The organism is Microbulbifer mixtoriginis (SeqCode) (assembly GCF_052467705.1).
In genome coordinates, this window is record NZ_CP174322.1 from 3,884,310 (window position 1) to 3,907,703 (window position 23,394).

The 23,394-nt window shown below is 50.2% G+C and carries 20 protein-coding genes and 1 pseudogene; 8 read left to right on the forward strand and 13 right to left on the reverse strand.

Annotated features, from left to right (window positions below; translation table 11 throughout):
* Window positions 1–76 precede the first annotated feature (76 nt).
* The 3 genes from ACJJIB_RS16985 to dcd are packed head-to-tail and all read right to left on the reverse strand — an operon-like array spanning window position 77 to window position 2,070.
* Window positions 77–262: a hypothetical protein gene (locus ACJJIB_RS16985; RefSeq protein ID WP_252082943.1), complete on the reverse strand. Its 186-nt coding sequence runs from the start codon at window positions 260–262 to the stop codon at window positions 77–79.
* Window position 263: 1 nt separating this feature from the next.
* Window positions 264–1,472, reverse strand: a complete 1,209-nt coding sequence (locus ACJJIB_RS16990) for a BaiN/RdsA family NAD(P)/FAD-dependent oxidoreductase (RefSeq protein WP_444886931.1) — start codon at window positions 1,470–1,472, stop codon at window positions 264–266.
* A gap of 28 nt (window positions 1,473–1,500) precedes the next feature.
* Window positions 1,501–2,070 (reverse strand): dCTP deaminase, encoded by a 570-nt coding sequence (gene dcd / locus ACJJIB_RS16995; RefSeq protein WP_152454498.1) that lies wholly within the window; start codon window positions 2,068–2,070, stop codon window positions 1,501–1,503.
* 204 nt (window positions 2,071–2,274) lie between these two features.
* On the opposite strand from dcd, the gene imuA reads away from it, so the two are divergent.
* From imuA to ACJJIB_RS17010, 3 genes and pseudogenes are all read left to right on the forward strand, one after another.
* Entirely contained in the window at window positions 2,275–2,982 is a 708-nt protein-coding gene (gene imuA / locus ACJJIB_RS17000) for a translesion DNA synthesis-associated protein ImuA (protein ID WP_444886932.1), read from the forward strand.
* Window positions 2,983–3,003: 21 nt separating this feature from the next.
* A pseudogene (locus ACJJIB_RS17005) lies at window positions 3,004–3,405 on the forward strand (Y-family DNA polymerase); the annotation flags it as partial.
* A gap of 6 nt (window positions 3,406–3,411) precedes the next feature.
* Window positions 3,412–4,191, forward strand: a complete 780-nt coding sequence (locus ACJJIB_RS17010) for a DinB/UmuC family translesion DNA polymerase (protein WP_444888941.1) — start codon at window positions 3,412–3,414, stop codon at window positions 4,189–4,191.
* Window positions 4,192–5,300: 1,109 nt separating this feature from the next.
* On the opposite strand, the gene ACJJIB_RS17015 is transcribed toward ACJJIB_RS17010, so the two are convergent.
* Window positions 5,301–5,726: a type IV pilin protein gene (locus ACJJIB_RS17015; RefSeq protein ID WP_444886933.1), complete on the reverse strand. Its 426-nt coding sequence runs from the start codon at window positions 5,724–5,726 to the stop codon at window positions 5,301–5,303.
* A gap of 399 nt (window positions 5,727–6,125) precedes the next feature.
* On the opposite strand from ACJJIB_RS17015, the gene pilB reads away from it, so the two are divergent.
* The 5 genes from pilB (at window position 6,126) to yacG (ending at window position 11,112) form a co-directional block, all read left to right on the forward strand.
* Window positions 6,126–7,838, forward strand: a complete 1,713-nt coding sequence (gene pilB, locus ACJJIB_RS17020; protein WP_444886934.1) for a type IV-A pilus assembly ATPase PilB — start codon at window positions 6,126–6,128, stop codon at window positions 7,836–7,838.
* A gap of 151 nt (window positions 7,839–7,989) precedes the next feature.
* Complete coding sequence (locus ACJJIB_RS17025; protein ID WP_444886935.1) at window positions 7,990–9,207, forward strand: type II secretion system F family protein; 1,218 nt, start codon at window positions 7,990–7,992, stop codon at window positions 9,205–9,207.
* Window positions 9,208–9,213: 6 nt separating this feature from the next.
* Window positions 9,214–10,092, forward strand: coding sequence for a prepilin peptidase (locus ACJJIB_RS17030; protein WP_444886936.1), 879 nt, complete (start codon window positions 9,214–9,216; stop codon window positions 10,090–10,092).
* A gap of 134 nt (window positions 10,093–10,226) precedes the next feature.
* Window positions 10,227–10,823, forward strand: coding sequence for a dephospho-CoA kinase (gene coaE, locus ACJJIB_RS17035; RefSeq protein ID WP_444886937.1), 597 nt, complete (start codon window positions 10,227–10,229; stop codon window positions 10,821–10,823).
* Window positions 10,824–10,896: 73 nt separating this feature from the next.
* Window positions 10,897–11,112, forward strand: a complete 216-nt coding sequence (yacG, locus tag ACJJIB_RS17040) for a DNA gyrase inhibitor YacG (RefSeq protein WP_444886938.1) — start codon at window positions 10,897–10,899, stop codon at window positions 11,110–11,112.
* Window positions 11,113–11,177: 65 nt separating this feature from the next.
* Here yacG and mutT read toward each other — a convergent pair whose 3' ends face one another.
* The 9 genes from mutT to murC all read right to left on the reverse strand — a co-directional run bounded on the left by mutT (window position 11,178) and on the right by murC (window position 23,340).
* The gene (mutT, locus tag ACJJIB_RS17045; RefSeq protein ID WP_444886939.1) at window positions 11,178–11,576 is read right to left on the reverse strand and encodes an 8-oxo-dGTP diphosphatase MutT; all 399 of its coding nucleotides are present in this window, start codon (window positions 11,574–11,576) and stop codon (window positions 11,178–11,180) included.
* Window positions 11,577–11,585: 9 nt separating this feature from the next.
* A complete protein-coding gene (gene argJ / locus ACJJIB_RS17050) occupies window positions 11,586–12,788 on the reverse strand; it encodes a bifunctional glutamate N-acetyltransferase/amino-acid acetyltransferase ArgJ (RefSeq protein WP_444886940.1) in 1,203 nt (400 codons plus the stop codon).
* Window positions 12,789–13,004: 216 nt separating this feature from the next.
* Window positions 13,005–15,749, reverse strand: coding sequence for a preprotein translocase subunit SecA (gene secA, locus ACJJIB_RS17055; protein ID WP_444886941.1), 2,745 nt, complete (start codon window positions 15,747–15,749; stop codon window positions 13,005–13,007).
* 162 nt (window positions 15,750–15,911) lie between these two features.
* On the reverse strand, window positions 15,912–16,847 hold the full coding sequence (locus tag ACJJIB_RS17060; RefSeq protein ID WP_252082956.1) for a M23 family metallopeptidase: 936 nt from the start codon (window positions 16,845–16,847) through the stop codon (window positions 15,912–15,914).
* 201 nt (window positions 16,848–17,048) lie between these two features.
* Window positions 17,049–17,960: a UDP-3-O-acyl-N-acetylglucosamine deacetylase gene (lpxC, locus tag ACJJIB_RS17065; protein ID WP_252082957.1), complete on the reverse strand. Its 912-nt coding sequence runs from the start codon at window positions 17,958–17,960 to the stop codon at window positions 17,049–17,051.
* A gap of 428 nt (window positions 17,961–18,388) precedes the next feature.
* On the reverse strand, window positions 18,389–19,648 hold the full coding sequence (gene ftsZ, locus ACJJIB_RS17070; protein ID WP_252082958.1) for a cell division protein FtsZ: 1,260 nt from the start codon (window positions 19,646–19,648) through the stop codon (window positions 18,389–18,391).
* 88 nt (window positions 19,649–19,736) lie between these two features.
* The gene (ftsA, locus tag ACJJIB_RS17075; protein WP_444886942.1) at window positions 19,737–20,972 is read right to left on the reverse strand and encodes a cell division protein FtsA; all 1,236 of its coding nucleotides are present in this window, start codon (window positions 20,970–20,972) and stop codon (window positions 19,737–19,739) included.
* A 112-nt stretch (window positions 20,973–21,084) separates the two neighbouring features.
* On the reverse strand, window positions 21,085–21,891 hold the full coding sequence (locus tag ACJJIB_RS17080) for a cell division protein FtsQ/DivIB (protein ID WP_444886943.1): 807 nt from the start codon (window positions 21,889–21,891) through the stop codon (window positions 21,085–21,087).
* 6 nt (window positions 21,892–21,897) lie between these two features.
* On the reverse strand, window positions 21,898–23,340 hold the full coding sequence (gene murC, locus ACJJIB_RS17085; protein ID WP_444888942.1) for a UDP-N-acetylmuramate--L-alanine ligase: 1,443 nt from the start codon (window positions 23,338–23,340) through the stop codon (window positions 21,898–21,900).
* Between the last annotated feature and the right edge of the window lie 54 nt (window positions 23,341–23,394).

The following is a 23,394-nucleotide window of genomic DNA, read 5'->3' on the forward strand; positions in this document are numbered from 1 at the left end:
CAGGGGTTATCCGGGATAAGAGCTACCGGGACAATGAGCAACATTCAGGAAGCTGCGTTTTCTCTAGCGAGCCACTCTAAAGCAACTTGGTCTTGGTTTTTCCACAGCGCTCACAGCAATACTCTGTGACGAGCTTGCCCTGCTTAACATCAAACTTGCGCTCGGTAACCACTTTCCACTTATGAAAACCTTCCCGGCAAAGAGTGCTGCCCTTATGTTTCTGCCAGGTGGTTTTTCTTTTAAAAGGAATCACATCTCCCATATCAGGCGACCTCCCCCGCCGCGTGCCCGGAAGCCCAGGCCCACTGAAAATTAAAGCCCCCCAGCCAGCCAGTCACATCGAGTACTTCACCCACAAAATAAAGCCCTGGCTGGGTTTTGCACTCCATAGTACGCGAAGAAATCTGATCTGTATCCACACCGCCGAGGGTAACTTCTGCAGTGCGATAGCCTTCGGTGCCATCGGGAACCAGCGTCCAGGCTTGCAACTTGGCTCCGAGTTCCTGCAGCTCTATTTCAGTAAACTGCTTAAGGGGACGGCTGTCGATATGCTGCCGCTGTAGGAAAAACTGCACAAGCTTCTTAGTCCAAAGCTCAGCCAAAACACTGTGCAAGTGAATCTCTGGGCTCTCCCGGCGACGCTGTTGCAGCCAATCGGCCAGATCACGATCCGGGGCCAGATCGAAAGTCACCTTTTCGCCTTCGCGCCAGTGGCTGGATATTTGTAACACTGCCGGTCCGCTCAAACCTCGGTGAGTAAACAGCATCTGCTCGTGAAAGCTACCCTCATCACAGGAGGCCGTCACACTAAGCGAGCTGCCCGGTAGGCTAGCCTGTCGCTCCAAATGGCGCTTGTGCTGGGTAAAGGGCACCAAGGCCGCACGAGTGGGAATGATATTGAGCCCAAACTGGCGAGCGATATCATAGCCAAAGCCAGTGGCCCCCATGGTGGGTATCGACAATCCACCAGTAGCCACGACTAGGGACTCACAGTGAACCAGCCCTAGGCTGGTCTCAACACGATAACCACTTTGCCCCGACTCTATTGAGGATATGGCACAACGGGTGCGAACCTGAGCTTTGGCTGCACGGCACTCCGCCAATAACAGGTCGAGAATATCCTTGGACTTGTTGTCGCAAAACAACTGGCCCAGTGTTTTCTCATGGTAGGAAACCCCATGCTTTTCCACCAATGCAATAAAGTCCCACTGGCTATAGCGCGCCAGGGCAGACTTACAAAAATGGGGATTGCGGCTGTAGAAATTTTCCGCACTGGTGTAGAGGTTGGTGAAATTACAGCGGCCGCCGCCGGACATCAGGATCTTCTTGCCAACTTTATTGGCATGATCCAATACCAGTACGTTTCGGCCGCGCTGGCCGGCAGTGGCGGCGCACATTAAACCCGCTGCCCCGGCGCCGATAATCAGTACATCGACACTTTTAGGCAGCTGGCTATGGGATACATCACTCATGAATTAGGGCTGCGCAATCACCCAAGTATCAGGTACGAGGCAGGGTCACGCCGCGCTGCCCCTGGTACTTACCACCGCGATCCGCATAGGACACATCGCAGACTTCATCAGACTCGAAGAACAACATCTGAGCGATACCTTCATTGGCGTAGATCTTCGCCGGCAGATTGGTGGTATTTGAAAACTCAAGGGTCACATGCCCTTCCCACTCTGGCTCCAGCGGCGTTACATTGACGATTATGCCGCAGCGCGCATAGGTGGATTTACCCAGACAGATAGTCAGTACTGAGCGCGGAATACGGAAATACTCCACGGTACGCGCCAAGGCAAAGGAGTTCGGTGGGATGATACAGTACTCCCCTTCCACATCGACAAAGCTGTTTTCATCGAAGGTCTTGGGGTCCACGGTAGCCGAATGCACGTTGGTAAAGATCTTAAACTCGCCAGCACAGCGCACATCGTAACCGTAACTCGAAGTACCGTAGGAGATGAGTCGCTCGCCATCATTGCCATGGCGCACCTGGCCCGGCTCAAAAGGCTCAATCATGCCGTGCTGCTCAGCCATGCGGCGAATCCACTTATCGGACTTGATACTCACTCCGTCCCCCTAAAAGAATAATCAGTGCTCAACAAAAGAGGCGGAATCATAGCCGGTTTAGACTGTGCAAAAAAGTGCCAATCGACGCCTTACGACCTTGTCGCCAACCGCTAACTACTGTATAAATCTACAATAAACTGTATATACATACAGTCTCCTGGTTAGATCCGATTGAAGACCGAGACAAGAATACGGGGTGGCAATGTGAACAAAGCCAAAAATTTCATACAAAACAATCACTTGGGAAACCAAGCCGGCTCCTCAATCAGACTGCGACACTTTAGAGACAAGAAGGCCTGCCAAGCAGCCAATGAACCCCAAAACGCAGGGACCACTACCGGTTTCACCAGCTTGGACGCCCTTCTCAAATACTGCGGCTGGCCGCACGGTAGCACTACTGAGCTGCTTGTAGCCCAGGCAAACTCCAACGCATTGAGCCTCCTACTACCTCTACTCGCTGAACTAACCCAAAAAGGAGAGATGGTGGCTCTCATCAAACCCCCATTTACTCCCTGCGCCAGAACGCTCATCCAGTATGGCGTTCAGCTGGAACAGCTATTATTAGTCCATCCCCGCGACAAGAGGGACTGCCTCTGGGCCATAGAGCAGTCCCTACAATCCGGAGGCTGTTCCGCAGTTTTGAGCTGGCAGGGCGAGCAGGCGATAAGTTATCGAGAGCTGCAGCGCCTGCAGCAATCCGCCGAAAAAAACGGCTGTCTTCACTTCCACTTCCGCCCCCAGTCAGAAGCCCCCCAGCCCTCACCGGCCACGCTACGACTACAGCTGCATAGCAAGCCAGAAAAACTTGCCCTCAGACTACTGAAGCAAGTGGGTGGCCCTAGCGGTCAACACCTTCGGCTAAGCCTCCGGCAGAACAGCGCATCAAAACGACATCACCAAGCCTTACACTAAGCTTCTTCAACGAGACACTTCATGCTCTGGCTCTGTATACGATTCCCTAAACTTCCCCTAGAGGCGCTCATCCGGGCTCAGACGACAGAGGAGAGAAGCCAACCATTGGCGATAGTGGAAAAGCAAATCATAGTGGAGGCAAATAAAGCCGCCTTCGAGTGTGGAGTCATTGCTGGTTTGAGCTCTGCCACCGCTCGCATCTTGTGCCCAGACCTCCAAATATTGCTCCGTGATAGAAAAAGGGAGCAGCAGCAACTGGATGAGCTGGCGCAATGGGGGTTCAGCTTTACTTCGGCAGTTTCTGCACAAATCTCAAACCCAGAACAGGGTAAACACCACCCGGCGCTTTACCTTGAGCTGGCTAACTGCTTAAACACCCATGGCGGACTCAGGGCACTCCTGGATCAAATACAGCAGGATCTTGAACAAATGGATATTGACTTTTACATGGGGCTTGGCCTTAGCCCCAGCGCCGCACTACTATTCAACAAATTACCCGAACACCGCCAATGGCTCCAACAAACCCACAGCCCACCGACTCCACAGCAGTGGAGGGAATGGATCAACAACTCTCCCTGCAAGCTACTCGCTTGCGATAACAAAACCATAGAAGAACTCTACTCCCACGGTTTCAGACGTGTCAGCCAATTACTAGCGCTGCCCTTATCGGAGTTAGAAGCATATTTTGGTAGTGTTTTTATCAATTATCTTGCTAGAATCAACGGCAGCCAACAGGCCCCTGTCACTTACCATTCGCAATCTACCTACTTCGATAAAAAATTACTTTTTTCAAGACCACTAAGCAACGGTGAACAGCTGCTGCACCCTTGCAGCCTCCTTCTTCGAGAACTTTGTCAGCGGCTACAGCGCCATGGGCTCCCTCCCCAAAAATTACACTGGCAACTACAAAATAACAAAATACCAACAACCCACTTCAATATAGAGATATCTTTTTCAAAACCAGAAGAGCAGGAGCTGATTGCACAGACCAAACTTCGACTTAAAAAAATTTCTTTTAATAAACCCATTCACTCATTGAGCCTATCTTGTACCAAACTTAACCCGCAGAGCCCTGAAAGGTTGAATGACGACCTTCTTGAAAGCAGAGTGTTAAATACAAACAGTATAAGTCAAAATCTTATAGATAAATTACAAGAAAGACTGGGATCTCAGGCACTTTCAGGCGTTAATTTGAAGGGAAATCTATAGCCTGATTTTATTTATATGTGAAGAACACGATACAGACGGCAACCCAAACAATATACACAACTATAAAATTTGACAGAAAGACAAATTACCCCCCCTACCGTCCACACAGAAAAAAGTTACCACGCCTTTGAAACGCAGCCATTCCATAAGCGCAGACTAAATAAGGAGAGCAACATACTACAGAGACACACCCCTCCTAAAGAGGAAGGCTGAAACCTGAAAAAAAAGCAGCAAGGTTTCAAGAGGATGCTGGTGGTCGACAACAAAGGGGCTCCTAAGGGGCACCGCTACCGCAACTTCAGCAAAAGAGATGAAGTTATCACACAAAACCCTTAATGCTAAACTTACAAATACAAGCACATGTATTCATTGCATGATGTAAAACTAACCGGCGCCCCTCTTTGAAAGAAACTATTTAGTCGCAAAAATGGCTTTATCTGTTTGCTGGAAAAATAGAAAACCCTAAGAGCAGGGGGGGGTAGAAGGTATCTCCGACGCAAGTAAGTTAAACGGTGTTTTTAATAATTAGGAAATCATTTCCACTCAATCGCCAGGCAATTCACCCGCTTACTCTATCTTTTTATGCTCTATACCAACCACGCTAATCAAGCTGTAAATTAGCCTCTAATAAATTGTCGGCCTCATTTATGTGGCGAGCTCGTAGAAGTATTTACCATATTAGAAATATGATAAAGAGATATAAACATTACTCCCCAAAGAAAATTAAGCCCCACTTGAAATCAAAGCCACCTTTAACAATTTGAGCTTAAAAATCTTTCTCTTTTTTAATCATACGCAATGAAAACAAACCAAGAAATCTAAACTGACTTACTTAAAAACCTAACCGGCACACATGTCAAAAATAATTTCTTACATAAAACGACCTAAAAACACCTTTTTAGCCTAGTGTTTTTAGCTGGTGAGAAATGTACAAAAAACATGCTTGTAGCGAGAAAGCTCATAAACTTAGATCGGAGCCCTTGAATGAAACTGAAAAAATCTGAAATAAGAGATAAGAGATAATTAGCAAAATCTAAAAGGCCTCTGTTTTCACAGAGGCCAGCAAATAACCAAAAGTTATTTGTAAACTTTCAAAAGAGCAAGCCTTATTAGGTAGCTTTTGCAACGTTAGGGCCAGCACCTTCTACGCACTGCTCATCGGTAACATCACTGCCTGCCTTTGCGCCCTTCTTGGCAGTATAAGATAGCGCACCAGCAGAGGTTATTACCGCGTTCACAACACAAGTATCATCATCAAAACTAATAGTAAGAGCTGTGTCTTGTGCTGGATCTGCAGGATTTACAGAAAGACCTGTGGTGGCACCAGCATCAGCTTTCAAGGAGGCGCACTGTTTACCTGTCTGAACACAGGACAGTCCCTTAGTGACATACCCTTGTACTGCTTTCTGGGCAGCACCACCGTGAGAGGTGGTAACATAGTCACGGTAAGCAGGAACTGCTACCGCGGCCAAAATTCCGATGATCGCAACCACAATCATCAGTTCAATAAGAGTAAAACCTTGTTGCTTTTTCATTGTAACCGTCTCCATACAGACTTTTTAAATAAGTGAATCCCGTGAGGAAGTCGCGAAACAAGATACAAGGTTTATGCCAAGTTTGGCAAGACAGGGCACTATCTCGTCTTCACAAGTGAGAGAGTAATCACTAATACAGGAAATTTTCTGAGAGTTACTAATATTACTGACATCCCAACCCAGTAATTGACAAAAAATGTCATCTTTGGACATCAATCGTTTTATCTGTCGGTGGCCCTTAGCCAACCAAATGCCTAATTGGCTCACTAAACTTTATTCGCTATATTTGCCTCACTCTAGGTTCCTCTACCATAACGATTATTGGAACAAAAATTAAACATTAGTGCGCTCAACTTAACCCAGTTTGAGAGTGCGGCGGCATCAACAGCGGTTTCCTCAATGACAAGCTCCCCCCTAAGTGGCCTGGCAAAACGCCTGGTAGCAGACCAAATCCTCAACGAAACCACCGCCGCCTCCGCCCTTAAGGCAGCCCAGCGCGCAAGGCAGAGTTTTGCCCAGCATGCCGTGGAAGCCAAACTCGTGAAAAGCCGGGAGCTTGCCAATATTGCCTCCCTTGCCTTTGGCACTCCACTCTTTGACCTGGGTAGTTACAACTTCGAAATGATCCCCAAGGGTATTGTTGACGACAAATTAATCAGTAAGCATTTCGCCCTACCTCTCTTCAAGCGAGGTAACCGCCTCTTTATCGCCGTGGCAGATCCTACCAACTTGGCAGGATTGGACGAGATCAATTTCAATACCGGCCTCAGTACAGACGCGGTTTTAGTAGAAGCTGACAAGCTAGGCAAGGCGATAGAGAGCTACCTCTCTGATGGCGGAGATATCGGGGGGGGGCTAGAAGGTATTGATGATGAAGAGCTCGACTCGCTCAATGTTGGCGAAAGCGAATCTGAATCCGACGATGAGAGCGAGCCGGGAGGAGACGAAGCCCCAGTTGTTCGCTTTGTCAATAAGGTTCTTCTTGACGCTATTCGCACCGGGGCTTCCGATATCCACTTTGAACCCTACGAAAAGTCTTACCGGGTGCGCTTTCGCACTGATGGTGTGCTCCATGAAATTGCCAGGCCTCCGATTCAGTTAGCAACACGTCTATCGGCCCGCTTGAAAGTGATGTCGAAGATGGATATCTCGGAACGGCGAGTACCCCAGGACGGCCGGATTAAAATGAAGCTGTCCAAGACCAAGGCTATCGACTTCCGGGTAAACAGTTTGCCAACCCTATGGGGAGAGAAGATTGTTTTGCGGATACTCGACCCCTCTTCGGCGAAACTGGGGATTGATGCCCTAGGCTATGAAGAGGAACAAAAAAAGATCTACATGGATGCCCTGGCACAACCCCAAGGGATGATCCTGGTTACCGGCCCCACTGGTTCAGGTAAAACAGTTTCTCTATACACCGGCCTCAATATTCTCAACACTCCTGAACTCAACATATCTACTGCTGAAGACCCGGTAGAAATCAACCTGGAGGGGATCAATCAGGTTAATGTCTCCAACAAAGTTGGACTAAATTTCGCTGAAGCCCTGCGCTCTTTCCTACGGCAAGATCCTGATATTGTGATGGTAGGAGAGATTAGGGACCTGGAAACTGCAGAAATTGCCATTAAGGCCGCACAAACCGGGCACTTAGTGCTTTCTACGCTACATACAAACTCAGCGCCGGAAACCCTCACGCGCCTGATGAATATGGGGGTTCCCACTTTCAATATTGCCACTTCTGTCAGTGTTATTATCGCTCAGCGCTTGGCAAGGCGCTTATGCAATGAATGCAAAAAAGCTACAACACTTCCGAATGAAGTCTTGGAGGCTGAAGGCTTCTCGACTGTCAGCATTCTCAAAAGTGACTGGACAATTTACCAGCCTGTCGGCTGCGAACATTGCTCGAATGGCTACAAAGGCCGTGTGGGTGTGTATGAAGTGGTTCGCATCACCGATGGCATCTCCAGAATTATAATGGAGGGCGGTAACTCCATTCAGATTGCCGACCAGGCACGTAAAGAGGGCTTTAACAACCTCAGGACCTCGGCATTGCGCAAAGTAGTATTGGGTATTACTAGTCTAGAAGAAGCCAATCGAGTCACCAAAGATTAAACTCGTAAAGCTAATCTCTTAAAGGGGGACGCCTGCAGTGATGTCAACAAACTACAGTGCTCAGCCTGCATATGAGTTTCTGGAGCCCCAAAGTAAAATAGATACCAGGCATGACGTGAGTCCAGCCAACAAAAGAATCAGGATAAAAAGTATGGCCAATGCCGCAGCAGTCGCATATATCTATAAAGGTGTGGATAGCAAAGGGGCTAAGGTTCAAGGTGAGATCAGCGGGACCAGCCCCGCATTGATAAAAGCACAACTGCGTAAGCAGGGTATCATTGCCAGCCGCGTACAAAAAAAACCCAAACCACTATTTGGCGGGGGCAAAAAGAAAGTAAAACCCTCGGATGTTGCCCTATTTACCCGACAATTGGCAACCATGATGAAGGCTGGCGTACCCTTGGTACAAAGTTTTGAAATTGTTGCAGATGGCCTGGATAATGAAGGGATGAGGGAGCTAATATTCAAAATTCGGGATGAAGTTGCCTCTGGCACTGCTTTTGCAGACGCTCTGCGTAAGCACCCCCTTTATTTTGATGACTTATTTTGCAATCTAATTGCCTCAGGCGAGCAATCCGGTGCACTTGAAGTGATGCTTGATCGCATTGCTACTTATAAAGAAAAAACTGAATCTCTTAAAGCCAAGATAAAAAAAGCAATGACATACCCACTTGCAGTAATTGTTATTGCAGTCATTGTAACCTCTATACTCTTAATCAAGGTTGTACCTCAGTTTGCAGAGACCTTTGCAGGTTTCGGTGCAGAGCTTCCAGCCTTCACCTTATTTGTAGTAGGCATCTCAGAATGGATGCAATCTTATTGGTTTATTGCTTTAATTAGCGCCATCCTTGGGATAGGTGGGACCCTAGAAGCCAAGAAGCGAAACAAGTCCGTCGATAGATTCTTTGGAAAACTCACCCTAAAATTACCTATCATTGGCACGATAACTTATAACTCCATTGCAGCTCGATTTGCCCGTACTCTTTCAACAACATTTGCTGCCGGGGTTCCACTGATCGATGCTTTGAGATCGGTAGCTGGAGCCACGGGTAACTATGTTTATGAGCAAGCCACGCTAAAAATACGCGATTCAGTTGCCACGGGCGTCCCTTTGAATACCGCTATGCGTCAATCCGGACTTTATCCCATGATGCTAGTACAAATGACCTCCATTGGCGAAGAGTCCGGAGCACTGGATGAAATGCTCAGCAAGGCTGCTGATTTTTACGAAGAAGCAGTTGACAATGCCGTTGACAATTTAACCACTCTAATTGAGCCGATGATTATGGCCGTTCTCGGCGTACTAGTCGGCGGTCTGCTTATCGCCATGTACCTCCCGATTTTCCAACTCGGCAAAGTAGTCGGCTAGCTCTCCATGATTGAATATCTTTCGAGTTACTTAATGCTGCTACTAGGCGGCGCCTTTATTTTAGGCCTAATAATAGGCAGCTTCCTCAATGTAGTAATCCTGCGTCTGCCTGTAATGATGGAGCGGGAATACAAACGGGATTTTTATAGCTATTTTGACTCAAAGCCTAACAAGGCTGAGCAAGAGGAGCTGAATAAACCGTTCAACCTGATGTTGCCACACTCCCACTGCCCTAAATGCAAAACTGAAATTAAGCCCTGGCAAAATATTCCTGTCATCAGCTATCTATTTTTGCGCGGTAAATGTAGCTCCTGTGGCACGCCGATTTCCAAACGCTACCCTTTGATTGAGTTTGCTACTGGAATTCTCACCGCCGTAGTGGTTTGGCAGCTGGGCTTTACTTGGCAGGCGCTGGCGGGCTGTGTCTTTACTTGGGCTTTGGTCGCACTTACTGGTATCGACTTCGATAAGCAGTTACTACCAGACAGCATTACCCTGCCATTGCTCTGGGGTGGCTTACTGATAAACCTTTGGGGTATTTTTGTTCCACTGCAAGATGCCGTGATTGGAGCTATCGCGGGCTATCTTTCTTTGTGGCTGGTGTTTCATATCTTTAAGCTGGTTACCGGCAAGGAAGGTATGGGAGCTGGGGACTTCAAGATACTCGCAGCTATCGGGGCCTGGTTTGGCTGGCAGATGCTGCCTCTGGTAATTCTGCTCTCTGCCGCAGTTGGTGCTATAGCGGGTATTTCCTGGAGCCTGGCGGTTGGACGGGATCGCAGCCTACCGATTGCCTTTGGTCCTTATCTGGCCGGTGCAGGCTGGATTGCTATGCTATGGGGTGAGCAGATTGTTGCTTGGTACCTGAGCTTTTCCGGCCTATAGGTAGCCAGCCATACCAGCTACTTTCAGGACCCGATTAGCCCATCTGAGGCAAGTGAATTACCATTAACCCGGCCACTCATTGGCCGGGTTTCTTGTTTTTAGCTCCAAACTTTTTATTACAGGGAGACAAGCCATTGTTTCGAGTAGGCTTAACTGGAGGTATCGGCAGTGGCAAGTCAGCCGCCGCGGGGTACTTTCGCGAGCTGGGCATTCACGTGGTGGATGCGGACTGGGCCGCAAGGGTAGTGGTACAACCAGGCAGACCTGCGCTGGAGCAGATAGCCCGACACTTTGGCGCAAATGTATTACTAGAAAATGGTGAGCTGGATCGAGCGCAACTGCGTGTCTTAGTGTTTGATCATGATGAAGAGCGGGCCTGGCTGGAAAAGCTATTGCACCCTTTGATACGCGAGGAAATCATTACCTCGCTGGAACAGAGTTCTAGCCCTTACGCGATACTGGAGTCACCGCTATTGATCGAATCCGGCCAGTATCAGCTGGTAGATAGAATCTGCGTGGTGGATTTGCCGGAAAGCTTACAGCTGGAGAGGGCCAGTAGCAGGGATGAAATTCACCCAGAACAAATACGCAAAATTATGGCGGCACAGCTTAACCGACAGGACCGCCTGGCCAAGGCTGATGATGTGCTGGACAATTCTATAGGGTTGACGGAGTTACGCAGCCAGGTACAAGCTTTGCATCAGAAATATTTGCAATTAGCGAAGTCTTAGCACGACTCTACTAATGTAAAATAATAGACCCCGAGACTACCCCAAACATCGAAGAAGCTGTACCAAACCTAATATGCCCAAACCAAAAGAAGCCCCAAGCCTAAACTGCCCCACCTGCAAAAAGCCAATAGAGTGGAGCGATAAGTTTCCCTTTAAGCCTTTTTGCAGCGAGCGTTGCAAATTAATTGATCTTGGCGAGTGGGCCAGTGAGGGGCACAAGATACCAGGCGAGTCTATTTATGATGACGTTTTGAGTGATGACCTAGACTCGAGCAAGCAGCGCCATTAAGTCGAGATCTATGATTGCAGCCTATGCATAAGACTCTGCCAAGACTTTACATAGGCGTGCTCGATTTAAACTTCCACAGCCTTGATAGTCTCAATAATCGCCTGGTTGGCATCTGGGAACTGATAATTGTTTAGTTCCTGTACCGCCACCCAGGCGGTCTCCTGCCCCTCACGCCCCTGAGCCTCACCGGAAAATGCCGTTACCTGCCAGGTGTCCAGCAATACGGTCTTTTCCGCATACTCATGCTGGATTTCCACCAGAGGCTGCAGTTGCTCAACCTCAATTGCCACCTCCTCAAGCAGCTCGCGGGTCAGAGCCTGCTGTACGGTTTCCCCTAGCTCCACCTTGCCACCAGGAAACTCCCAGCGCCCGCCCATATGCAGGTGATCCGGGCGGCGGGCAATTAAAATTTTGCCATCGCTGCGACGGACTACACCAACAGCAACATGAATAACACGGCTCACAACAACTCCTCAGGTGCGATATTCGGCGTTGATGGTGACATACTCGTGGGAGAAGTCACAGGTCCAGATATGCTCACTGACGTTGCCACGGCCCAGCTCTATACGAATGGTGAATTCAGGCTGAGAAAACACCTGCTCGCCCAACTCTTCCCGGTAGTCCACCGCGCGACCTCCGGCCTGTACTACCTGCACAGTATCCAGGTAAATATTGACCTTTTCAGTATCCAGACCATGAGTTATTGCATTGCCAACAGCCATCACTAAACGCCCCCAGTTGGGGTCTGAAGCGTAGAGTGCAGTCTTTACCAGAGGGGAATTACCTACTTCGAAAGCGACTTTAAGAGCTTCTTCACTACTCTCCGCACCTTCCACCTGAATCGTGACAAATTTGTTGGCCCCCTCACCATCCCGAACCACATCCTGGGCCAGCTCGATATGCACCTGGGTAATAGCTTCCATCAATGCGCTATAACCTTCATCAGCAGGGGAATGGATAGGCTTACCTTTTACTCCACTGGCAATGAGCACACAGGCATCATTGGTAGAGGTATCGCCATCTACAATAACGCGATTAAAGGAGGCATTTACGGCCTCCTTCACCATTTGATCCAGTAAAGGCTGGGCGATGCTGGCATCAGTGGCGACATAGGCCAACATGGTCGCCATATTTGGCTGAATCATGCCGGATCCTTTGGCGATCCCCACCACTGTAATTTCTTCACTGCCAATTTTTAGGAGGCGCTGAGCTTTTTTCGGACGGGTATCCGTAGTCATAATGGCTTTTGCTGCCCTCTCCCACCCGCTTTCGATTAGCTCTGCAGCAGCGCTGGGGATAGCATCCAATAAACGCTGTAAAGGCAAGTGCTCACCAATCACCCCAGTGCTGAATGGCAATACCTGCTCTGCTCGAACATTCATCGCTGCAGCTACTGCTGAACAGCAGGCCCTGGCGTCGCTTATACCACGCGCGCCTGTGGCCGCATTGGCGTTACCCGCATTAACCAGCAAGGCGCGGATATTGCCCTGTGCGACATGCTCTTTGGCTACCAGTACCGGCGCCGCACAGAAGCTGTTCTGGGTGAAGGTGGCCGAGACCGATGCCCCCTCAGCGACTTCTATTAACAACAGGTCATCACGGGGCCAATCTTTGATCTTGGCTGGAACACTGGCAAGGCGAATCCCTTTTACGGGAGGAAGTAATGATTCAGGCATATCTGTTCGACTCTAGCACCGGCTTCGGCTCTATTAGTTAAAGCTAGCTGTAGGTAGAAAAGCGCCATTATTAGATCCTACCTCTTTCGAATCAACAATTATCCGCACTTGATGCGGATAAAAATATAAATTCCGCAGAATATTTTCTTGCCAGGCAAAAAAATACCCCGCATATAGCGGGGTATTTTCTAACTTAAACACTACAGTCTGAAGGCCTTAGCTCTGGGTAGAGGAAGCCAACTTACCGTGGCACTGCTTGTATTTCTTGCCAGAACCGCAGGGACATGGGTCATTACGGCCAACCTTGGGTCCACGGCGCTCTGGCACAGGTGCCGCCTGCTGCTGCGGCTGACTTTCAGGAAGCGCGGAGGCCTCGGCATGCTGGAGCTCCAGCTGCTGCTTACGCTGCTCTTCCAGGCGGCGCTGCTCCAGCTCGTCCATTTGCTCGCGGGTCATGGGTTCCACATGGGCTAAGATACGTACCACCTCGTGCTTGAGGTTTTCCAGCATACTCTGGAAAAGGTGGAAAGACTCGCGTTTGAACTCCTGCTTGGGGTTCTTGTTGGCGTAGGCACGCAAACCAATACCCGCTCGCAGGTGGTCCATGCTAGAGAGATGCTCCTTCCACAGCTGATCCAGCACTTGCAGCATAATCTGGCGTTCCACCGTCGGCATCAGATTGGCATCGCCAGAAGATTCACTGATGCGCTCCACCTTGGTTGCGTAAGCGGCTTGAGCTTCGGCAACAACCTTCTCGCGCAACGTCTCCTCGTGCAGATTGCGGTCTTCATCCAACCATTTCTGAATAGGCAGTTCAATGCCCAGTTCACCAGCCAATTGCTGTTCCAGTGCCGGGATATCCCACTGCTCCTCAACACTCTGTGGCGGTACAGAAGCTGAGATAATTTCATTCACAACATCTTCGCGAATAGCGTTGATGGTATCGCTGATCTGACCGGCCTCCAGCAGCTCATTACGCTGACTGTAAATCACCTGGCGCTGATCATTGGCCACATCATCATATTCCAGCAACTGCTTGCGAATATCGAAGTTACGCCCTTCAACGCGACGCTGGGCTTTTTCAATCGCATTGGAGACCATGCGGTGCTCAATAGCCTCACCGCGCTCCATTCCCAGCATCTGCATAAAGTTCTTCACCCGGTCGGAGGCGAAGATACGCATTAGATTATCTTCCAGAGACAAGTAGAAACGGGTTACACCGGGGTCACCCTGACGCCCGGCACGGCCGCGCAGCTGGTTGTCGATACGACGCGACTCGTGACGTTCGGTGCCGATAATATGTAAGCCGCCAGCCTCGATCACCTGCTCGTGGCGCTTCTTCCACTGCTCCTTCACCTTGGCCACTTCGGCCTCACTCAAGTCACTACCTTTCTCCTGAGTGAGCGCCTCGGCCTCAGCCTCCCAGTTACCACCCAGCACGATATCAGTACCGCGACCGGCCATATTGGTTGCAATGGTGACAGTACCGGGACGGCCAGCCTGAGCAATTATTTGTGCTTCACGTTCATGGTATTTGGCATTTAGTACCTGATGCTTGATGCCCGCCTTTTGCAACATGCGCGACATCTCTTCAGAAGTCTCGATAGAGGCGGTACCTACGAGGATCGGTGCCTGCTTATCACGGCAGAACTTAATATCCTCGATAATGGCGTCCATTTTTTCTTCTTTGCTCAGGTAGACCAGGTCGTTGAGGTCATCCCGCTGAATATTCTTATTAGTGGGGATTACTACCACATCCAGACCATAAATCTGCTGGAATTCAAACGCTTCAGTGTCTGCGGTACCTGTCATACCAGAGAGCTTTGGATAGAAACGGAATAAATTCTGGAAGGTAGTGGAGGCTAGCGTCTGACTTTCAGACTGGATCTGAACATTCTCCTTGGCTTCCAGCGCCTGATGCAAACCCTCGGAGAGACGTCGGCCCGGCATAGTACGGCCGGTGTGCTCATCGATCAGGACAACCTGACCGTTTTGCACGATATAGTCCACGTCCCGGTTAAACAGTACCTGGGCACGCAATGCGGCATGCACATGGTGCAGCAGGCCCAGGTTACCAGGGGCGTAGAGCGATTGATCTTCTTTCATCAAGCCGCTGCGAGACAGCAGCTCTTCCACCAACTGATGCCCCTGCTCGGTCAGCTCTACCTGGCGGGTCTTCTCATCTACGGTGTAGTGTCCCTCACCACCTTCTTCGGCACGCTCCAGCTGTGGAATCAGCTTATTCATGGCCAAGTAAAGGTGAGAGGAATCTTCCGCCGCACCAGAAATAATCAACGGGGTACGCGCCTCATCGATAAGGATTGAGTCCACCTCATCCACGATGGCGAAATTTTGTGGGCGCTGGGTACGATCTTCCTTGCGTAACACCATATTGTCACGCAGGTAATCGAAGCCAAATTCGTTGTTGGTGCCGTAAGTAATATCGGCTTGATAGGCGGCCTTTTTATCGTCAGGGTGCTGCTGGGAGATAATCACCCCAACAGTCAGACCGAGAAATTCATAGACTGGGCGCATCCAATTGGCGTCGCGGGATGCCAAGTAATCGTTGACCGTAACAATGTGCACGCCCTTGCCTTCGAGCGCGTTCAAATAAGCCGGTAAGGTCGCTACCAGAGTCTTACCTTCACCGGTACGCATTTCCGCGATACGACCTTCATGTAGAGTCATACCGCCGATTAGCTGTACATCGAAGTGACGCATGCCCATTGTGCGCCGACCCGCTTCACGCACTGCGGCGAAAGCTTCCGGCAGCAGCTGGTCTAGAGTTTCCCCATCTGCAATACGCTTTTTAAACTCTTCTGTTTTGGCACGAAGAGCTGCATCATCCAGCTTCTGGAAATCCTCTTCCAGCGCGTTGACTTTTTCCACGACGCGTCGCATGCGCTTCAGCTCGCGGTCATTTTTTGTACCAAAGACCGATTTAATCAGTTTGCCAATCATTATCTAGAAACCACTTATCTTATGTGCGCTATCGGCGCTAATGCTGGGCAGATATTGCACCGATACTCCTTTATGCGAGGGGTGCAAGTAAACAGGAAGGCGTAAGCGCTGGCAACTCTTATGCCAAGCTGCCAGCAATTACGCGTAAAGGAAGGATAGTTGTTATCTGCCTGTACGGCGGATATAGCTGGCCGGGTCGACCGTGCGATTGTTCTTAAAGATCTCAAAGTGTACATGGGGACCAGTGGAGCGCCCACTGGACCCCATTTGGGCAATCACCTGCCCTTTCTTAACTACATCACCGAGCCCAACATTGAGCTCACTGTTATGGCCGTAGCGGGTGGAATAACCATTACCATGATTGATTTCCACCATATGTCCGTAGCCGTGACGCTCATCAGCCCAGGTAACAACACCGGCGGCTACAGATACTACGTCTGACCCCATCTTACCGGCAAAGTCCACACCTTTATGCCAAGTGCGGCGCCCTGTGAAAGGGTCGGTGCGATAACCATAGCGCGAGGACATCCAGCCTTTGGTGATCGGGCGCCCGGCAATAAATTGCTCATCCTCCAGCTGCAGGTTTGCCATCAGGGACTCGAGCGTATTGAGCTGCATTTGGCGATCATCTACTTTGTGAGACAAGTCACCAATCACTTCGAGAAACTCGGGGGGTTGATAGGGTAAATCTGAAGCTCCGGCGATGCCAGGATCTTCCGGACCACCCACTGCAGGCACAGCGCTAAATTCAAACTCGCCCTGATCGAGATTGGCCGCTGCGGTTAGGCGCTCACCCACAGCATCCAATCGGGTAAGGCGCGCCTGCAATTCAGCCAGCTTTACCGTTAGCGCAGCAAGTTGCTCGTGAGCCTCGCGATCAGCCTCCTCAATTTCCTGCTGCTGCTTACGCAAAGCGCGCTCCCAAGCCTTGGCTGTACGCGCATCAAATAAATCAGTTTTGGTCACAGGAAGATTGGCACCCAGGAAGAAGGCACCAACCGGGAGGCCCAAGAGGCACAAGCTCAATAGCGCCTTGCTCAGCCCACCAAAGTTGAAGCTGCGGGTTGCACCGCGCTCATTGACCAGAATTACTTTCATAACAAGCAGGAGAAGTCCGATATCTTGTAATTTTGCTGTCTCTGTAAGTGAGACGAGGCTCCAGTGCAATACCTCACACTAAAAGACCGGTCATCCAAATACCCAAAGGGAAACAAGGTTACCAGAATTACCCCAACCCTCTCTGGCGAATCTGTCACGTAAAAAAGCCGGCAATATAATGCCGGCTTTTTTATTGAGAGTTTAAACTGCCAGTATTGGCTTAACGTAGGAGATTGGAGCTTCTTGCTCTCCCTCGAATGTCACCATCTCCCATGCGTCCTTTTGAGTCATCAAATGACGCAGAGACTTATTGTTCAAGGAGTGGCCGGATTTAAAGGCTTTGAACTCACCGATCAGGCTGGTACCCAGAAGATAAAGGTCGCCAATGGCATCGAGAATTTTATGTTTCACAAATTCGTCTTCGTAACGCAATCCACCTTCATTCAGAATGCGATACTGGTCAATCACGATGGCGTTATCCACAGAACCACCCTGAACCAAACCCTTAGAGCGCAGGTACTCAATTTCGTGCATAAATCCGAATGTACGCGCACGACTCACCTCTTTCACAAAAGAAGTGCTGGAGAAGTCTACGGAAGAGGTTAGATTACGCCCCTGGAATACCGGGTGGTCAAAGTCGATGGTAAAGGAGACCTTGAAACCATTGAAAGGCAGGAAGCTGGCTACTTTATCGCCCTCTTCCACGGTTATCGGCTTCTTAATACGCAGGAATTTCTTCGGCGCAGATTGCTCCTGAATACCAGCGGACTGGATCAGGAACACAAAAGGACCGGCACTGCCGTCCATAATCGGTACTTCCTGGGCGGACAGTTCGACAATCGCATTGTCGATACCCAGGCCCGCCATCGCCGAGAGCAAATGCTCCACGGTAGCGATGCGAACATCGCCCTTGACCAGGGTAGTGGAAAGTAGCGTATCGCCCACATTCTCTGCGCGGGCTTCAATTTCGACCACCGGGTCCAAGTCCGTTCGACGGAACACGATGCCGGTGTCTACGGGAGCCGGCTTCAAGGTCAGGATGACCTTTTTGCCAGTGTGCAGACCTACGCCAGTGGCGCGAATAGCATTTTTAAGCGTGCGCTGTTTGATCATGAAACTATCTTTTCCCAGTCGGTGGTCTACGCAAAACGCGCAGCAAGCCGCCGATATTAGCACAATTGCGACGCCAATACCAATTGTGGGCGTGTGGTCAACTTAACACACCGCCACCGTCCTTCTAAGGATAGTTTAAATAAAGATTGGAGCGCCACATCTCAGTCGCTGAGACAGCATTTTAAGACCATGAGCGCCGGGATCACTGTAAAAAATTGTTAATTAAACTCTTACTTGCCTATTTCCTTACCCCTCATAGCTGAGAGTAACTCTGATAGCAGGTCTTATGGAACTGGGCAAACTTCTGATCTAGCAATACCAAAAGTGATATCAAATACAAAATTCTGCGATAAGCCGCCCCGCAGAGGCGACACCCAACAATAAGCTGGGTGGACATGAGCAGTGTACTGCCTCTGCGGCGGCTACTCTCAGTCTGCCTGGCGGCGCAGGAAGGCCGGAATATCCAAATATTCCATATCGGCATCAGCAGAACTGAGCGACGGAGCGGGGCGCTTGGGACGCTCTACATCCACCCTAGGACGAGTGTCGGCCGCGCTCTCACGAGAGACTAGCCCTGCGGCACCGTGGCTTTCACGCATATCGCGCATATCCCGGCTCTCACGCATGTCTCGAGTCTCGCGAACATCGCGGGATTCACGCACTTCTGGACGACGTGTGTTATCTACCACTTTAGCTGGGCGAGCCGCAGGAGTTCCCTCACCCAGGCCAGCGGCTACTACAGTCACCCGCATTTCATCACCCAGCTTATCATCCACTGCCGTACCAATAACCACTGTGGCCTCATCAGAGGCGATCTCTTGCACGATCTCACCCACTTCAGAGTACTCACCCAGGGTCAACTCCTGACAGCCAGCTTCTTCACTGCCGGTAATGATGTTGACCAAAATACCGCGTGCACCAGCAAGGTTAACGTTATCCAACAGCGGACTGCGTACAGCCTTCTCCGCCGCTTCACGAGCGCGATTCTCGCCAATGGCAGAGCCGGAGCCCATCATCGCCATACCCATTTCAGACATCACCGTGCGTACATCGGCGAAGTCCACATTCATAATGCCGGGGCGGATCATCAGATCGGCAATACCCTGTACCGCTCCGAGTAACACGTTGTCAGCCTCTTTATAGGCAGACTTCATTGTGATTTTGCTACCCAATACTTCCAGCAGGCGATCGTTAGGGATAGTAATCAGGGAGTCCACTTTGTCGCGCAGTTCGAGAATACCCTCTTCGGCTACGACAGTGCGCTTGCGGCCTTCAATTTTGAACGGGCGAGTAACAACAGCCACGGTGAGAATGCCGAGCTCTTTGGCAATCTCGGCTACAATCGGCGCTCCACCGGTACCAGTGCCGCCCCCCATGCCAGCGGTAATAAACACCATATCAGCACCGCCCAAGACTTCAGCGATGCGATCGCGGTCTTCCAGAGCGGACTGACGACCGATATCGGGATTGGCCCCAGCACCTAGTCCACGGGTAATCGTATTACCAAGCTGTAGGATAGTTTGCGCTTCAATATCTTTCAGCGCCTGAGCGTCAGTGTTCGCGCAGATAAAGTCTACGCCCTCCACGTCGCTGGCAATCATATGCTTAACAGCATTGCCACCGCCGCCGCCGACTCCTATTACCTTGATGACAGGTTTATCCTGTACGCTATCAACTAGCTCGAACATCGCTGTTCCCCTTTCTTGCTCATGTCGAATTTTACAGCCACGCCTAAAAAAAATCCCTTATGGGACGGCTAATTCTGGTTGCATGCTATTACAAATTTCCACGAAACCAGTGCTTTACTTTGTCCCACCACTGATTATCGTTACGCACGGGCTGAGTTTTTCCCTCTGCAGCCTCTTCTTGCTGCATTGCGTACATCAATAATCCAACTCCGGTGGAGTAAATTGGATTGCTCACGATATCGCTCAATCCAGAAATTCCTTGAGGCACTGCGAGACGTACCGGCATATGGAAAATTTCCTCAGCCAGCTCTACCGCACCCTCCATTTTTGAAGAGCCTCCCGTTAAAACCACTCCTGCTGCGCACAGGTCTTCAAATCCACTGCGGCGCAATTCCGCTTGCACCAGAGTAAACAGCTCGTCATAGCGCGGCTCTACTACTTCAGCCAGGGCCTGACGGGACAAATCCCGGGGTTCCCGATCTCCGACACTCGGTACTTTTATGGTTTCACCTTCCCGCGCAAGTTTTGCCAGAGCACAGGCATATTTTATTTTTAAATCTTCGGCGTGCGGTGTCGGGGTGCGCAATGCCATTGCAATATCGTTAGTCACCTGATCCCCAGCGATGGGAATCACTCCAGTATGGCGAATTGAGCCACCGGTAAATACAGCAATATCGGTGGTACCCCCACCGATATCGACCATACATACTCCGAGTTCTTTCTCATCTTCAGTCAGTACCGCGTAACTGGAAGCCAGCTGTTCGAGAATGACATCCTCCACTTCAAGACCACAGCGGCGGATACACTTCTCAATATTTTGTGCCGCATTGACGGCACCACTGACTAAATGCACCTTTGCTTCGAGGCGCACACCAGACATACCCAGAGGCTCTTTTACCCCCTCCTGGTTGTCGATCAGGTATTCTTGCGGCAGCGTATGTAAAATTTTCTGATCCGCGGGTATAGCAACTGCACGAGCTGCATCAATTACCCGATCCAAATCCTGTTGGGTTACTTCACGATCTTTAATAGCCACAATGCCGTGAGAATTGAGACTGCGAATATGGCTGCCCGCGATACCGGCATACACAGAGTGAATTTCACACCCCGCCATTAATTCTGCTTCCTCCACGGCACGCTGAATAGATTGCACGGTGGATTCAATATTTACCACCACACCTTTTTTCATCCCGGTGGAGCGATGGGAGCCAATACCAACAATATTAAGCTCCCCGTTAGCAGATACCTCACCAACGATGGCAACCACCTTGGAGGTGCCGATATCCAGCCCAACAATCATGCGCTGATCGGATACTTGTGTCATTTTTGTGCCAACCTCGCTAGGCCATACCCCGGCTTTCCTTTCATTATCAACCGGATCAGCGCCTTCGCTTTTAAACTTTATCTTTCCACAGCGGCTACTGCCGCGTCCCTGTTTACTCTTGCTCGTTCTTCCACTGAACCGCTACCGCGTTACCGTAACGAGTATCTACCTCGGCTACTTTTTGTAAATAAGGAGCAAGTAACCCGCGACTCAAAGTGAGAAAGCGGTTAACACGCTCCAGCAGTGCCTCATGACCGAGTTTTAATTCAATTCCCGACATCAACTCCAGATGCCAGCCACTAAGGTCATCAAATGACAAGCGCCTCACTTCCATATCCCGCGTAGTCAAAAGCCCCGCAAGCGCTTGGTATTGGGACATAATTTGCCCAACCAATTCTTCATCCCCGGCGAGTTCAGGTAGTGTACCCACCTGCATTTGTTTCGGCCGTGGCAGCAGTGCACCACTGGCAACCAACAAACGATCACGGCCCCAGATGGCAAGTGGCTGCGCCTCGCTGACTTCAACAACAACGCCTTTGGGCCAGCGGCGACTTATGGAAACCTTGGTAATCCACGGTTTCTCCAGCAATGCTGCGCGCATCGCGCGGATATCAACAGAAAAAAAACCCGCTTGCAAATACGGCAGTAAAATTTCTTTAATCTGCTCTTCAGTTACAGCATTAAAGGTTCCGCGAACCTCAACTTGCTCCAGTGCATCAACTCGACTGAGCTGAATCGCCGGTAGGTGCTGCCACAACCAGTAGCCCCCACTAAGCAGCCCACCAAGCAAGAACATAAAGACACTGGTAAATAACCAGCGGCGCCAGTGGAATCCCCGCTTCTCTCTCTCTTTGAGAGGGCTGGCACCACGTACCGGGGCCCGCTGAGTCCCTGTATTTTTTTTCTGTGCAGACCTCACTACCACTCAAGCCTCGAGGTCTTTCTCACCCAGACGCCATTCCGCCAACCTCTGTGAAAGAGCCCCAACATTACCCGCGCCCTGAGTCAGAACCACATCGCCGGGTTCCAGTAGATCAGCCAGGATCGGGGGAACCTGATCAACGGTTTCGACAAAAATGGGATCAACCTGGCCTCGATTGCGCAGGCTACGAGCCAAAGTCCGCCCATCCGCGCCGGCTATCGGTGCCTCCCCAGCACTGTAAACATCCAGCAAAATTAGTTTGTCGACCTCGGACAGCACCTGAACAAAATCCTCAAACAGATCACGGGTTCGGGTATAGCGATGCGGTTGGTAAACCATCACTAAGCGCCGATCGGACCAGCCGTCACGTACAGTCCTGATGGTTGCTGCCACTTCCCTTGGGTGGTGGCCATAATCGTCCACCAGCATCACTTTTTCTGCGTTACTGTCGTCACTAATAGAGAAATCTCCATAAATTTGGAAGCGACGACCGACTCCTTGGAAATCTTGTAATCCTTTTTGAATAGCTTCATCACCGATACCCTCATCGGTAGCGACAGCAATTGCCGCAGTAGCATTCAATACATTGTGGATACCAGGAGTATTTACCGAGACCTCAAGCAGATCACCCGCCGGGCGCTGCACTTTAAAATGGCTTCGTAACGGCTCCTGTTTAACCTCGACAATGCGGAAATCATTGCCCTCAGCAAACCCATAAGTCAGCACCGGCCGGGAAAACTTGGGTATTACTTCCTGCACATTGGCATCATCGCCACAGACCACAGCAAGGCCATAAAAAGGTAGGTTATGGACAAAATCAATAAAGATCTGTTTTACCTTTTCAAAGTCCCCACCATAGGTTTCCATATGGTCCGCATCAATATTCGTGATCACCGTCACCATCGGTTGCAGGTGAATAAAAGATGCATCACTTTCATCTGCCTCGGCGATTAGATAACGACTTTCGCCCAATGCCGCATTGGCACCTGCCGAATTGACCAAACCGCCAATCACAAACGTCGGATCTTTTTTATCCGCAGCAAAAATCGAGGCTATCAGGCTGGTAGTTGTAGTCTTTCCGTGTGTACCCGCCACGGCAATACCATAGCGATAACGCATCAGTTCCCCGAGCATTTCCGCACGGCGCACCACCGGAATTCGGTTTTCGTGGGCGGCGACCAACTCTGGATTGTCGTCATGCACGGCCGAAGAGTTAACAACCACATCGACACCACGGATATTTTCCGAACTGTGTCCAATTTCAACCCTAACACCGAGCTTTTGCAGACGGTCTGTTACAGCTGATTCGCGCAAATCGGAACCAGAAACCTCGTAACCCTGATTCTGTAGCACTTCAGCAATGCCGCTCATGCCTGCACCACCCACTCCGATAAAGTGGATGCGACGAATGCGGCGCATCGTCGGTACAGCATAACTTTTTTCCATATTGGCACGCTCAGAAGCCATACTTTCTAACCTTGATCCACTCATTTTTTATTT